This is a genomic window from Nocardioides secundeburneus (assembly GCF_039939255.1).
Taxonomy (GTDB): domain Bacteria; phylum Actinomycetota; class Actinomycetes; order Propionibacteriales; family Nocardioidaceae; genus Nocardioides.
In genome coordinates, this window is sequence record NZ_JBDUUE010000004.1 from 397032 (window position 1) to 410502 (window position 13471).

A 13471-nucleotide genomic window follows, 5' to 3' on the forward strand; every position below is an offset into this window, starting at 1 on the left:
CCGACCGTACGCGGTCGCACCACGATCGGGCCGGTGATCGGGCCGGTGATCGAGCCGGTCAGGCCAGCACGAGCGCGGCGAAGACCAGGGCGGCCCAGACCAGCTCGGCGAGCCCGGTCGACTGCAGCACCGGGATCAGGCCGGGCCCGGCCGCGCCGCGCACCACGACGGCGACGCCGCGTCCGGCCGGCACCAGGAAGAGCAGCCCCACCAGCACCCACCACGTCGACAGGACGCCGAGCGCGACGAGCACGAGCACGGCCACGACGACCAGGGCGACGTACAGCGACCGGGTGGCCGGCTCGCCCAGCCGGACGGCGAGCGTCAGCTTGCCGACCTCGCGGTCGGTGGGGATGTCGCGCAGGTTGTTGGCCACCAGGATCGCGCAGGCGAGCGCACCGACCCCGACCCCCGCGACGAGCGACAGCGTCGACCACCCCTCGGTCTGCACGAAGGTGGTGCCGACGACGGCCACGAGGCCGAAGAAGACGAACACCATCACCTCGCCGAGGCCGAGGTAGCCGTAGGGCTTGTCGCCGCCGGTGTAGAACCACGCGGCGACGATGCAGACGACGCCGACGGCGACCAGCCACCACGCGGTCGTCGCGGCGAGCACCAGGCCGGCTACACCGGCGACCCCGAAGGCGTAGAACGCGGCGCGCTTGACCGCCGCGGCCGGAGCGACGCCCGAGCCCACGAGCCGCATCGGGCCGACCCGGTCGTCGTCGGTGCCGCGGACGCCGTCGGAGTAGTCGTTGGCGTAGTTGACCGCGACCTGCAGCGCCAGGCTCACCACGAGGGCGAGCAGCGCCTTCCACCAGACCTCGTCGTCGGACCAGGCCGCGACGCCCGTGCCAGCGAGCACGGGAGCGACGGCGGCGGGAAGGGTGCGCGGCCGCGCGCCCGCGACCCACTGACCGGCTGTTGCCACGGAGGGTGATTCAACACCACGGCCACGCCGGGTCGTAGCCTCGGGCCGTGGACTTCGAGGCGTGGTTGTCGGCCCCGGGCGAGCCCGACCCGCTCGTGGTCGAGACGTCGGGCTCCACCGGCCGGCCCAAGCGGGTCGTGCTGCCACGGCGCGCGGTGCTCGCCTCGGTGGCGGCCACGGAAGGTCGTCTGGGCGGGTCGGGGCAGTGGGTGCTCAAGCTGCCGGAGGCCTACGTCGCGGGCATCCAGGTGATCTGCCGCTCGATCGTCGCGGGTCACGCTCCCCACGTCGCCGACGGCTGGCCCGCCGGCGACGGCTGGTTCACCAGCCTGGTGCCCACGCAGCTGCGCCGGGCCCTCGACGACCCCGCCGAGGCCGCGGCGCTGCGCCGCGCGCACACCGTGCTGCTCGGCGGCGGCCCGGTCGACCCGGCCCTGCGCGAGCGCGCGGCCGCGGCCGGCGTCCGCGTGGTCGCGACCTACGGCTCGGCCGAGACCGCCGGCGGGTGCGTCTACGACGGCCTGCCGCTCGACGGCGTCGGCGTGCGCATCGGCGACGACGGCCGCATCGCCCTCAGCGGCCCGACCCTGTTCTCCCACTACGACGGCGACCCCGGGCTCACCGCCGAGGTCCTGGTCGACGGGTGGTTCCACACCGCCGACGCCGGGCTGATGCGCGACGACGGCCGCCTCCAGGTCCTCGGCCGGGTCGACGACGTCGTCGTCAGCGGCGGCGTCAACGTGCCCGGCCCCGCGGTCGCGGCCCGGTTGCGGGCGCACCCCGACGTCGTCGACGCCGAGGTGGTCGGGGTGCCGGACGACGAGTGGGGCAACCGGCTCGTCGCCTTCGTCGTCGGGCCCGTCCCCGAGGGCGACCTGCGCGAGTGGGTGGCCGCCGCGCACCCGCGGTCGTGGGCGCCGCGGCAGGTCGTCGCGCTCGACGCGATCCCGTTGCTGGCCAACGGCAAGCCCGACCGCGTGCGACTGAGGGCGCTGGTGACCTCGTGAGGGTCCTCAGCATCCCGATGCGCACGCGCTTCCGCGGCATCACCACCCGCGAGGTCGCCCTCGTCGAGGGCCCGGCCGGGTGGGGGGAGTGGAGCCCGTTCCTCGAGTACGACGCCGCCGAGGCCGCCCCCTGGCTGGCCTGCGCGCGTGAGGCGGCGGCGGGCGACTGGCCGGCACCGCGGCGCACGACGGTGCCCGTCAACGTCACCGTGCCGGCGGTCGGGGCCGAGCAGGCGCACGCGATCGTCGCCTCGAGCGGGTGCCGCACGGCGAAGGTGAAGGTCGCCGAGCCCGGCCAGATGCTCAGCGACGACGAGGCCCGGGTCGAGGCCGTCCGTGACGCCCTCGGGCCGAGGGGCGCCGTCCGGGTGGACGCCAACGGGGCCTGGTCGGTCGACGAGGCCGTCGCCGCCGTCCGGGCGCTCGACCGTGCCGCGGGCGGGCTCGAGTACGTCGAGCAGCCGGTCGCCTCGGTCGAGGACCTCGCGCTCGTGCGGCGCCGCGTCGACGTCCCGGTCGCCGCCGACGAATCGATCCGCCGGGCGGCAGACCCCTACCGGGTGCGCGACCTCGAGGCGGCCGACGTCGCCGTCCTCAAGGTGCAGCCGCTCGGTGGCGTGCGCGCGTGCCTGCGCATCGCCGAGGAGATCGGACTACCCGTTGTCGTCTCGAGTGCGTTGGAGACCTCGGTCGGCATCGCCGCCGGGGTGGCCCTGGCGGCGGCGCTGCCCGAGCTGCCCTACGCGTGCGGCCTGGCCACCGTGCGCCTGCTGACCGACGACGTCGCCGTCTCGCCACTGCTGCCGGTCGACGGCGCTCTGGCGGTCGGGATGCCGACGGTCGACGCCGACGCGCTCGACCGGCTGGCCGCAGCGGCCGACCGCATTGTCCACTGGACAGAACGTCTCGCCGAAGTGGAGGGTCGCAGATGAGCGCCACCGAGCTCGCCCGCGACGTCGTCCGCCAGCTGCTCGAGGCCGGCGTCACCGAGGTCGTCGTCGCCCCGGGCAGCCGCAACGCCCCGCTGTCGTTCGCGGTGTTCGACGCCGCCGAGGCCGGCCTGCTGCGCCTGCACACGCGCATCGACGAGCGCAGCGCCGGGTTCCTCGCCGTCGGCCTCGCCCGCAGCCACCGGCGCACCGTCGTGCTCTGCACGTCGGGCACCGCGGTCGCCAACCTGCACCCGGCCGCCCTCGAGGCCACGCACAGCGCCCTGCCGGTCGCCTTCGTCACCGCCGACCGGCCGGCGCGGCTGCGCGGCACCGACGCCAACCAGACCACCGACCAGGTCGGCGTGCTCGGCCCGATGCTCGTCACCCGTGACCTCGACCGCCCGGGGCCGCTGGGCCTCGACCTGGCCACCGGCCCCGTCCACCTCAACGTGCAGCTCGACGAGCCCCTGCTCCCACCCGCGCCCTGGACCGGGATAGTCGTGGACGTCCCGCACCGAGTGCGAAAGGTCCACGACCATCCCGGGGTGGCGCTGCCGCTCGGGCCGCGCACCGTCGTCGTCGCCGGCGACGACGCCGGCCCGGCGGCCCGCCGGCTCGCCGAGGCCGCCGGGTGGCCGCTGCTCGCCGAGCCGTCGTCGGGTGCCCGCACGGGCGACCACGCCCTGCGCTGCTACCGCCTGCTGCTCGACGGCGACCTCGGCGCGAGCATCGACCGCGTCGTCGTGCACGGCCGGCCCACGCTCTCGCGGCCGGTGAGCCGGCTGCTCGGGCGTGCCGACGTCGAGGTGCACTCGGTGCCGGCCCCCGGGGCCTGGAACCAGCGGCCGTACGAGGTCGCCTCGACCGCCCCGGCCTACACCGCGGACGGCGCCGGCGACCCGGGCTGGCTCGACGCGTGGCGCGAGGCCGACCGCGCGGTCTCGCGCCGGCTCGACCGGTTGCTCGCCGAGCGGGCCGACCTGACGCCGTACGAGGTGGCCGGCGCCGTGCACCGCGCGCTCGCCCCCGGCATGCAGCTCGTCGTCGGTGCCTCGAACCCCGTGCGCGACCTCGACCTCATGGCGCGACCGACCCCGGTCGGCGAGCGGCGCAAGGTGGTCGCCAACCGGGGGCTCGCCGGCATCGACGGCGTCGTGTCGACCGCCATCGGGGCCGCGCTCGGCCGCACCGAGGGTCCGACGCTCGCGCTGATGGGCGACGTCACGTTCCTCCACGACGGCAACGGGCTGCTGCTCGGTCCGCACGAGGCCCGGCCCGACCTGACGATCGTGGTCGTCAACGACGACGGCGGCTCGATCTTCGCCGTCCTCGAGCAAGGCGCGCCCGCCCACGCCGACCGGTTCGAGCGGCTCTTCGCCACCCCGCACGGCGCCGACCTCGCGGCACTGTGCGCCACCACCCGTACCCCGCACCTGCGGGTCGACTCGCTGCCGCAGCTCGAGCAGGCGCTCGCCGCACCCAACGGCGGCATCGAGGTCGTCGAGGTCGCCGTCCGGCGTGACGACCGGCGCGAGCTCGACCTCGCGATCCGCGCGTTGCGCCCGTGAGCGCGGTGCAGGGGCCCTGACCCTAGGATCCGTCCATGGAGCTGCACGACCACCTCTACGCCCTCGGGCTGCAGGCCGGGCGTGACGTCCTGCGCGACCCGGCGCAGCTGCGGGCCGCGCTGGCGTCGTCCGAGGCCGCCCCGGCCGACGTCGACCTCGTCGTCGAGGCGCTGCGCCGCGGCACCGTCGACAGCTTCGTCGCCGACCTCGACAGCGGGGTCGACCCGGCCTACGCCGTCCAGACCGCCGGCAGCCGCCTCGCCCAGCACACCGGCGCCGCGCCCGCCGACGCCTCCTGGGCGATCGCGGTGCTCGGCTTCGCCCTCGGCCGGGTTGGCGAGAACGACGTGCGACGGCACCGCGCGCCGACCTCGGCCCCCGACGTGCCGCACACCCAGCTGCGTCCGCCGTCGAACCCCGGCACGGGCCGACCCCCGGCGGCCCCGCCGGCCGCGCCGCCGAGTGCGCCGCCGTTCGCACCACCCCCGGCGCCGCCGGGACCTCAGCCCTACCAGGGCTACGCGCCCCAGCCGGCGTACCCCGCGCCGCCGCCGGGGTGGCCACCACCGCCGGCACCCGGCGGGCCGAGCAGGAAGTCGCCTCTGCCGATCGTGCTCGCCGTCCTCGGCACCCTGGTCGCGATCGTGGCCGCCGTTGTCCTCGTGCTCGTGCTCACCCGCGGCGACGACGACGACACCGCCGGCGACCCGACCCCGACGACGACGTCCTCCGACGGCGCCCCGACGACCGACCCGACCGCGAGCGACCCCACCGCCACCGACCTCACCAGCCCGCCCGCGCCCGGCGCCGATGCCGTCTCGTTCGAGGACGCGACGGCCTACACGAGCGCGCTCACGACGTGGTCCGACGCCAACCTCGCCGCCACCATGAAGCTCAACCAGGCCGCGGCCGACAACGACACCCAGGCCGGTCTCCAGGCGTGCCGGTCGCTGCGGGCCGCCTACTACGACTTCGACCTCGCCGTGCGGTCCTACGACCTCACCGCCGTCCAGCCCGACGTCAACGAGTTCCTCACGGTCAGCGGCGAGATCATCGAGCAGCTCGACCAGAACTGCGCCGGCGCCAAGGCCCCCAGCGAGATCCTGCGCGCCAACAGCCGGCTCCCCACCACCGAGTACGCCACCGCCTTCACCGACCTCACCAGCGCGATCACCGACTCCGCGTTCGGTTAGCTGGCGCTCGCTTCGCTTCGCGCGGGGCGCACCGCCTGAAGAGGCCGTCTCGGCACACGTCGAGCGCACGCTCCGCTCGTACCTCGCTCCGCGCACCCTCGACGCGCACCGAGACGCCCTCGCGGCGCGCCCTTCCGATGGCGCTCGCTCCGCTTCGCGCGGGGCGCACCGCCTGAAGAGGCCGTCTCGGCACACGCCGAGCGCACGCTCCGCTCGTACCTCGCTCCGCGCACCCTCGACGCGCACCGAGACGCCCTCGCGGCGCGCCAGGTCCGCCGAAGGTCCACACTGTCAGGCGTGGAGATCGCGATCCTGCTCGTGGTGCTCGCCACGAGCGTCCTGGTGGTGACCGCCCTGGCCGACCGGGTCGACGTCCCGGCGCCGCTGGTGCTCATCGTGGCCGGCGCGGCCGCGTCGTACGTGCCGGGTGTGCCGGAGGTGCACCTCGAGGCCGAGGTCGTGCTGCTCGGGCTGCTGCCGCCGCTGCTCTACGCGACCGCGATCCAGACCTCCCTCGTCGACTTCAACGCCAACCGGCGCCCGATCCTCCTGCTCTCGGTCGGGCTCGTGGTCTTCACCGCCGCCGGCATCGCGGTCCTCGTGCACACCCTGCTGCCCGGCATCGGCTGGGGCGCGGCCTTCGCGATCGGCGCCGTCGTCGCACCTCCGGACGCCGTCGCCGCCACCGCCGTCGGACGACGCATCGGGCTGCCCCGGCGGATCACCACGATCCTCGAGGGCGAGTCGCTGCTCAACGACGCCACCGCGCTCGTCTCCCTGCGCACCGCGATCGCCGCCGGCGGGCTCGAGGCCGGCCACACCGACCACGTCACCGTGCCGGGCGTCGCCCTCGACTTCGTGGTCGCGGCCGGGGGCGGCGTGCTGATCGGGCTCGCGTTCTTCCTCGTCGTCGCCAAGGTCCGCCGGCTCGTGCAGGACCCCGTGATGGACACCGCCATCTCGCTCGTCGTCCCGTTCGCGGCCTACATCGCCGCCGAGGAGATCCACGCCTCCGGCGTGATCGCCGTCGTCGTCGCCGGTCTGCTGCTCGGGCACAAGGCGCCGATCCTGCAGTCGGCGCAGAGCCGCATCGCCGACCGGATGAACTGGCGCACCATCGCGTTCGTGCTCGAGAACGCCGTCTTCCTGCTCATCGGGCTCCAGGCCGCGATGATCTTCGCCGACGTCGAGCAGGCCACCGTGTCGCCCGGCCGCATCGCCCTCGTCTGTGCGCTCAGCCTCGTCGGCGTCATCGTGCTGCGCCTACTGTGGGTCTTCCCGGCGCGCTACCTCATCATCCGGCCCGGGCCCGACCCCGACAGCCGGCAGCGTCCGCCCGCCTCCTACACGTTCCTGCTGGGCTGGGCCGGCATGCGTGGTGTCGTCACGCTCGCCGCGGCCTTCGTCATCCCGCCCGAGACCGAGTACCGCGAGGTGCTGCTCCTCATCGCCTTCACCGTCGTGGCCGGCACCCTGCTCATCCAAGGGCTCACGCTCCCGGTGCTCGCCCGGCGCCTCCAGGTGCCCTCGCCCGACCCGATGGACGACGCCCTCGCCCGCGCCACCCTGCTCCAGCAGGCCAGCAAGGCCGGGTTCCGCCACCTGAGGGAGACCGACACCGACGACGTGCACGGCGTCCGGGCCCTCATCAAGCAACGCATCGAGCAGCGCAACTTCGCCGCCTGGGAGCGCCTCGGCACCACCGCCGACGAGGAGACCCCCAGCGAGGTCTACGGCCGGGTGCGCCTGGAGATGATCGAGGCCGAACGTCAGCGGGTGCTGGAGATCCGCTCCGAGGGCTCCGTCCCCTCGGTCGTCGTCGCCGAGGTGCTGGCGATGCTCGACGTCGAGGAGTCGATGCTCGACCGGGCCACCGCCGACCGGGCCGAGCTGCGGACGTCGTCGGTGCGCCGTCCGGGCGAGGAGTGCGAGCACCTCGAAGCGCACCCGGTGGTCGTCACCGAGACCGACGGCACCTGCCACGCCTGCGTCGCGGCGGGCCACCGCTGGGTGGCGCTGCGCCAGTGCCTCGACTGCGGCCACGTCGGCTGCTGCGACTCCTCGCCCGACCGCCACGCCACCAACCACTTCCGCCAGACCGGTCACGCCGTCATGCAGTCGGCCGAGCCCGACGAGGACTGGCGCTGGTGCTACGTCCACCACCTGACGGCGTGATCGGAGATCACGCCGTCAGTCGAGTGGCGCCCGACACCGGACGATGGCGCCGTGCGGGCTCGGCCGCCAGGATGGTCGGCATGAATTCCGCCGTCCGCGTGTTGCCGTCGCCGTGACCGCAGAGCCAGCCACGTCCGAGGCCACCCCCGTCGACGTCGAGGACGACTTCGCCGACCAGCTGCGCACGCCGTTGCGCACGTTCATCCGCACCGAGTCCGGCAGCGCCGGGCTGCTCGTCGTCGTCGCGCTCGTGGCCCTGCTGTGGGCCAACTCCCCGTGGTCGGGGGCCTACGACGACCTCTGGCACACGATGCTCACCGTCGACCTCGGCGGCAACGGCATCTCGATGGACCTCCACCACTGGGTCAACGACGGCCTCATGGTGGTCTTCTTCTTCGTCGTCGGGCTCGAGGTGCGCCGTGAGCTGGCGGTCGGCGAGCTCACCGAGCGCAGCCGCCTCACGGTGCCCGTCGTCGCGGGCATCGGCGGCATGCTCGTGCCGGTCGCGATCTTCCTGGCCCTCAACTCCGGGGGCGAGGCCGCGGGCGGCTGGGGCATCGTCATCGGCACCGACACCGCGGTCCTGCTCGGCATGCTCGCCCTGGTCGGTCCGCACGTGTCGACCCAGCTGCGGATCTTCCTGCTCACCCTCAGCGTCATCGACGACCTCGTCGCCGTCTCGGTGATCGGCATCGTCTACTCCGACCAGATCTCCTTCGGCGCGCTCGCCCTCGCCGGCGCCTGCCTGGTCGGCCTGGTCGTGCTCGACAAGCGTCACGAGTGGCGGGCCTGGCCCTACGTCACCCTCACCATCGTGTGCTGGGTGGCCACGCTCTCCTCGGGCGTGCACGCCTCCATCGCCGGCATGCTCGCCGGACTCCTCGTGCCGGCCTACGACCCGGTGCGGATCAAGGTCGAGAACGCCGCGGCTCAGGTGCGTGCCTTCCGGCAGTCGCCGCTGCCCGACGTCCAGCGCACGGCCCGGCGCAGCCTCAACCGCGCGATCTCGGTCAACGAGCGGCTGCAGGAGGTGCTGCACGTGCCGACGTCGTACGTCGTCGTGCCGGTCTTCGCGCTGGCCAACGCCGGGGTCGACCTGCGTGACGGCGTCCTCGGCGACGCGCTCGCCTCGCCGCTGACGTGGGGCGTCACCCTCGGCCTGGTGCTCGGCAAGATGCTCGGCATCGGCTTCGGTGCCGTCGGCGCGGTGCGCGCCGGCTGGGGCTCGTTGCCGCAGGGCGTCGGCAGCGGGCACGTGGTCGCCGGCGCGGCGCTGTCCGGCATCGGGTTCACCGTCTCGCTGCTGATCGTCGGGCTGGCCTTCGACGACGAGCGCCTCGTCGCGCAGGCCACGGTGGGCGTGCTGCTCTCGGCCGTGCTCGCCTCGGTCGTCGGCTGGCTGGTCTTCGCCTTCGCGGCCCGGTTCATGGACCAGCGCGACGCCGCCCTGCCCGTGCACCTGGCCGACCCCGTCGACCACGACGTCGACCACGTCAAGGGCGACCCGGGCGCGGAGCTCGTGCTCGTGGAGTACCTCGACTACGAGTGCCCGTTCTGCCTGCGCGCCACGGGCTCGGCGCGCGAGGTCAAGGAGCACTTCGGCGAGCGCCTGCAGTACGTCGTGCGCCACCTGCCGCTCGATGTCCACCCGCACGCCGAGCTGGCCGCGGTCGCCGTCGAGGCGGCGTCGCGCCAGGGCCGGTTCTGGGAGATGCACGAGCAGCTCTTCGCCCACCAGGACCAGCTCGAGCGCGACGACCTCGTCGCCCACGCCGAGGCGGTCGGGTGCGACCCCGAGCAGTTCCTGGCCGACCTCGACGACGAGTCGTTGCACGACCGGATCCGGCGCGACATCGCCAGCGCGGAGGCCAGCGGTGTCCGTGGCACCCCGACCTTCTTCGTCGGCGAGACCCGCCACCAGGGTGCCTTCGACGCGCTCAGCCTGATCAGCGCCCTCGAGCAGTCCGCCCGCCACCAGACCCGTTAGCCCGCTGGCTGGCGCAGACGAGTGGCGCGACAGTCCCTGGCAAGGTCCAGGACTTCGCGGCCCGGAGCCGTGATTCCTGCCGGGAGATTTTGCGGTGGGTGCAGCGGGGGACTCACTCCACCAGCACGTCCTCGAGCGTGCGGGCCGGTCGGCCCAGCAGCCGCGGGACGTCGTCGGTGACGGTCGCGCACGAGCCGTCGGCGATCGCGGTGTAGGTGCTCACCCACGCGTCGAGCTGCCACTCGCCGGCGTCGGGGTAGTCCGCACGCCGCGAGTCGTAGGCCTCCTCGACCGTCTCGGGCTGGTAGCGCATCGGGCGCCCGAGCGCCGCCGCGGAGCGGGCCGCGACGTCGTCGAGCGTGAGTGCCTCGGGGCCGGTGAGCGTGTAGGTGGCGCCGGCGTGGACGCCGGGGTCGCGCAGCACCGCGGTGGCGACGTCGGCGACGTCGGCGCGTGCGACCGCCGCGACGGTGCCGGAGCCGGCCGGGCCGCGGAGGACGCCGTCGGCGTCGGCGAACAGCGGGAGCACGTCGAGGTAGAAGTTGTCGCGCAGGATCGTGAACGTCATGCCGCTGTCGACGAGCGCCTGCTCGGTGTCGTGGTGGTCGCGACCCAGCGTGAAGGTCGCTTCGGCGGCCGCGCCCGAGAACGAGGTGTAGACGACGTGGCGCACGCCGGCCCGCGCCGCGGCCGAGACGAACGTGCGGTGGTCGCGCCGCCGGTGCTCCGACTCCGAGGCCGAGACCATCAGCAGCACGTCGACCCCCTCGAGCGCCGCGGTGGCCGCCGTGGCGTCGTCGTACGGAGCGACGTGGACGTCGAGCCCCAGCTGCGGCGCCCGCGTCGGGTTGCGCACGAGGAGCCGCGGCTGCAGGTCGACCAGCGCACGGGCGACCTGACCGCCGAGAGCGCCGCTGGAGCCGGTGAGGGCGAGCCTGGTGTTCGTCATGCCGCCAGTCTGACCGACCGTGCGTAGGGTCGGTGGCGTGAGGATCACCAAGTTCGGCCACGCCTGCGTCCGCGTCGAGCACGACGGCGTCCGCGTCGTCGTCGACCCCGGCTGCTTCACCGACCGCGCCGCCGTGGAGGGGGCCGACGCCGTGCTGATCACCCACGTGCACCCCGACCACTACGACGTCGACCACCTGCGGGCCACCTCGGCCGCGATCCACACGATCGACCAGGTCGCGCAAGCCATCGCGAACGACGCCCCCGACCTCGCCGACCGGGTGCACGTCGTGAGGCCCGGCGACACGCTCGACGTCGGCGTGCCAGTCGAGGTCATCGGCGACAAGCACGCCGTGATCCACCGCGACTACCCGCGCTTCGACAACTCCGGCTACCTCCTGACGTTGGGCGGACAGTCCGTCTTCCACCCGGGAGACTCGCTCACGCTGCCCGGCCGGGCGGTCGACGTGCTCCTCGCGCCGGTCTCGGCGCCGTGGCTCAAGGTGGGCGAAGCCGTCGACTTCGTGCGCGACGTCGCCGCGCCGCGCACCCTCGCCATCCACGACCGCGTCTACAGCGACGTCGGGCTCGACATGGTCGAGACCCACCTGACGAACCTGGCCCTCGGTGACGGGCGTTCCTTCGCCCGCCTCGCCGACGGCGCCGACCTGGACTAGTGCGGGTTTCGCCGACCGAGCCGGTTGATCCGCGCTGGCGGCTCGGTCAGCCTGGCTCGAGCGCGTCGCGCACCGGCACCAGCTTGGCGTTCGACTCGGCCAGCTCCGACTCGGGGACGGAGTCGGCGACGATGCCGCAGCCGGCGAACAGGCGCACGGAGTCGCCCTCGACCGAGGCCGAGCGCAGGCCGATGCCCCACTCGCCGTCGCCGGTGGCGTCCATCCAGCCGACCGGGCCGGCGTAGCGGCCACGCGGCATGCCCTCGATCTCCTCGATCAACGCGACCGCGAGGTCGGTCGGGTGACCCCCGACCGCGGCCGAGGGGTGCAGCGACGCCGCGAGCGCCAGCGACGACACCGCGTCGGCACCGTCGGCCGCCCCGGCGACGACCCCCGTCACGTCGGTGGCCAGGTGCATCACGTTGGGCAGGTGCAGCACGAACGGCGCCTCGGGCACGTTCATCGACGAGCAGTGCGGCCCCAGCGCGACGCCGACCGAGCGGACGGCGTACTCGTGCTCCTCGAGGTCCTTCGACGAGCGCGCGAGCGTGGCGGCGAGCATCAGGTCGCGGGCGTCGTCGCCGGTGCGCCGGATGGTGCCGGCCAGCACGCGGGAGGTGACCAGGCCACGCTCGCGGCGCACGAGCAGCTCGGGGGTCGCACCGAGGAAGCCGTCGACGTGGAAGGTCCAGCAGGTCGGGTACGTCGTCGCGAGCCTCCGCAGCGGCCACCGGACGTCGATCGCGGCGTCGGCGGTGGCGACGACGTCGCGGGCCAGCACCACCTTCTCGAGTCCGCCGGCGGTGATCCGGGCGACGGCGTCGGCGACGACCGTCATCCACTCGTCGGCGTTGCGGTGACCATCGGCGTACCGGAGGCCGCGCGGGGCCGACGGAGCCTCGGTCGGCCCGGGTGCCGGGGTGGCGGGAGCAGGCCCGGCGGAGGAGATGGTGGTCACCCAGGCGACGTCGCCTCGGCGTCCGACCACGACCTCCGGCACGACGAGCGTCGAGCCGCCCGGTCCGTCTGCGGGCTGCGAGTCGGCGAAGGCGAGCGAGCCGAAGCAGACCAGGCCGCTGCCCGGCTCGCCGACCTCGTCGCGGACGACGGCCCGCGCCGCGGTGGCGGCCCACCAGGCGTCGGCGTCGGCGAATCGGTCGGGGCCGGCCGTCCGGGTGCTCGCGACCACGCCCCAGCCGACGAGTCCCTCGCCGCGGCGCAGCCAGGCGAGCGACGGGGCGACGGCGGGCGGCGGCAGCAGCTCGACCAGGGCGGCCAGCCGGGCGGCGTCGAGGGCCGTGGTGCGGACGACGAGCGGGGTGGCCGGCTGGTCGGTCCGCGCGCCCTCGGTCACCCGTCGAGGGTAGCCACCGGCCTGCTTGGGCCTGCTGGGAGGATGGAGGTCATGCGTGACAACCCCCGTCTGCCCCTGGTCTCCGCCGCTCTCGGCCTCGTCCTCCTCGGAGGCGTCGTCGGCTTCGCGGTCGTGCTGCCCGACCTGGTCGACGAGCCGCAGGCGACGTCCGCGGAGTCGGGCGCGTCCGACCTCGGACCGATCGAGCTGCCCGACGAGCTGCCCGGCGGCTTCGTGGCGGTCGACCTCGGCACGTTGCCCGAGGAGGTCACCGGCGCCGGTTTCGACGTCCAGGACGTCGTCACCCAGCAGGACTCCATCGACGAGGGGCTGGAGAAGACGTTCGGCGTGCCGGGCAAGATCCGCTACTACGCCGCCGAGGACGGCTCGTCGGGTGCGTCGATCACCGCGCTCGACAAGGCCCCCGGGCTGTTCCTGGTCAACGCCGTGCCGGTCGACCCCGCCGTCGTGGGTCTCGAGCGGCTCCCCAGCGAGCTGGTCAACGTCGACGGCGCCGTGTGCGAGGTGGCGTGGGGCCAGCCGGTCGCCGAGGGCCAGCCCGTCGACCCGACCCAGACGCCGGGCGCCGTGCGCTGCCAGATCGGCGAGGGCGAGCGCACCTACGAGGTCACCGGCCAGGGCATCACGCTCGACGCCACCGTCGCGATCGCGAAGAGCCTCGTCAGCTCCTGACCGGCT

Annotated in this window: 11 protein-coding genes; 8 read left to right on the forward strand and 3 right to left on the reverse strand. The window is 74.5% G+C overall.

Annotation, left to right across the window (positions count from 1 at the left end):
• Nucleotides 1–58: 58 nt before the first annotated feature.
• The gene (locus ABFT23_RS12895; protein WP_347895764.1) at nucleotides 59–931 is read right to left on the reverse strand and encodes a 1,4-dihydroxy-2-naphthoate polyprenyltransferase; all 873 of its coding nucleotides are present in this window, start codon (nucleotides 929–931) and stop codon (nucleotides 59–61) included.
• A 47-nt stretch (nucleotides 932–978) separates the two neighbouring features.
• Between ABFT23_RS12895 and ABFT23_RS12900 the strand changes: the two genes are divergently transcribed.
• From ABFT23_RS12900 to nhaA, 6 genes are all read left to right on the forward strand, one after another.
• Entirely contained in the window at nucleotides 979–1938 is a 960-nt protein-coding gene (locus ABFT23_RS12900) for an AMP-binding protein (RefSeq protein ID WP_347895766.1), read from the forward strand.
• Nucleotides 1939–1955: 17 nt separating this feature from the next.
• Nucleotides 1956–2870 carry an o-succinylbenzoate synthase gene (locus ABFT23_RS12905; RefSeq protein WP_457623456.1) on the forward strand — a complete coding sequence of 305 codons (915 nt, stop codon included), beginning with the start codon at nucleotides 1956–1958 and terminating at the stop codon, nucleotides 2868–2870.
• On the forward strand, nucleotides 2867–4438 hold the full coding sequence (gene menD, locus ABFT23_RS12910) for a 2-succinyl-5-enolpyruvyl-6-hydroxy-3-cyclohexene-1-carboxylate synthase (RefSeq protein ID WP_347895769.1): 1572 nt from the start codon (nucleotides 2867–2869) through the stop codon (nucleotides 4436–4438). The genes ABFT23_RS12905 and menD overlap by 4 nt, the downstream gene beginning before the upstream one ends.
• Before the next feature lie 35 nt (nucleotides 4439–4473).
• The gene (locus ABFT23_RS12915; protein ID WP_347895771.1) at nucleotides 4474–5631 is read left to right on the forward strand and encodes an RAD23 family protein; all 1158 of its coding nucleotides are present in this window, start codon (nucleotides 4474–4476) and stop codon (nucleotides 5629–5631) included.
• Between the two features lie 297 nt (nucleotides 5632–5928).
• A complete protein-coding gene (locus ABFT23_RS12920; RefSeq protein ID WP_347895772.1) occupies nucleotides 5929–7806 on the forward strand; it encodes a Na+/H+ antiporter in 1878 nt (625 codons plus the stop codon).
• Nucleotides 7807–7918: 112 nt separating this feature from the next.
• A complete protein-coding gene (gene nhaA, locus ABFT23_RS12925; RefSeq protein WP_347895773.1) occupies nucleotides 7919–9793 on the forward strand; it encodes a Na+/H+ antiporter NhaA in 1875 nt (624 codons plus the stop codon).
• A 112-nt stretch (nucleotides 9794–9905) separates the two neighbouring features.
• On the opposite strand, the gene ABFT23_RS12930 is transcribed toward nhaA, so the two are convergent.
• A complete protein-coding gene (locus ABFT23_RS12930; protein WP_347895775.1) occupies nucleotides 9906–10742 on the reverse strand; it encodes an NAD(P)H-binding protein in 837 nt (278 codons plus the stop codon).
• A gap of 37 nt (nucleotides 10743–10779) precedes the next feature.
• On the opposite strand from ABFT23_RS12930, the gene ABFT23_RS12935 reads away from it, so the two are divergent.
• Entirely contained in the window at nucleotides 10780–11418 is a 639-nt protein-coding gene (locus tag ABFT23_RS12935; protein ID WP_347895777.1) for an MBL fold metallo-hydrolase, read from the forward strand.
• A gap of 46 nt (nucleotides 11419–11464) precedes the next feature.
• Here the strand turns inward: ABFT23_RS12935 and ABFT23_RS12940 are convergent, their stop codons facing one another.
• A complete protein-coding gene (locus tag ABFT23_RS12940) occupies nucleotides 11465–12772 on the reverse strand; it encodes an isochorismate synthase (protein ID WP_347895779.1) in 1308 nt (435 codons plus the stop codon).
• Nucleotides 12773–12823: 51 nt separating this feature from the next.
• On the opposite strand from ABFT23_RS12940, the gene ABFT23_RS12945 reads away from it, so the two are divergent.
• Nucleotides 12824–13465 (forward strand): hypothetical protein, encoded by a 642-nt coding sequence (locus ABFT23_RS12945; protein WP_347895781.1) that lies wholly within the window; start codon nucleotides 12824–12826, stop codon nucleotides 13463–13465.
• Nucleotides 13466–13471 lie beyond the last annotated feature (6 nt).

Bases quoted from the DNA above. Each gene is read 5' to 3' on its own strand.
- ABFT23_RS12930 (WP_347895775.1), bottom strand. From the start codon at position 10,742: ATGACGAACACCAGGCTCGCCCTCACCGGCTCCAGCGGCGCTCTCGGC.
- ABFT23_RS12945 (WP_347895781.1), top strand. From the start codon at position 12,824: ATGCGTGACAACCCCCGTCTGCCCCTGGTCTCCGCCGCTCTCGGCCTC.
- menD (WP_347895769.1), top strand. From the start codon at position 2,867: ATGAGCGCCACCGAGCTCGCCCGCGACGTCGTCCGCCAGCTGCTCGAG.
- ABFT23_RS12915 (WP_347895771.1), top strand. From the start codon at position 4,474: ATGGAGCTGCACGACCACCTCTACGCCCTCGGGCTGCAGGCCGGGCGT.
- ABFT23_RS12905 (WP_457623456.1), top strand. From the start codon at position 1,956: ATGCGCACGCGCTTCCGCGGCATCACCACCCGCGAGGTCGCCCTCGTC.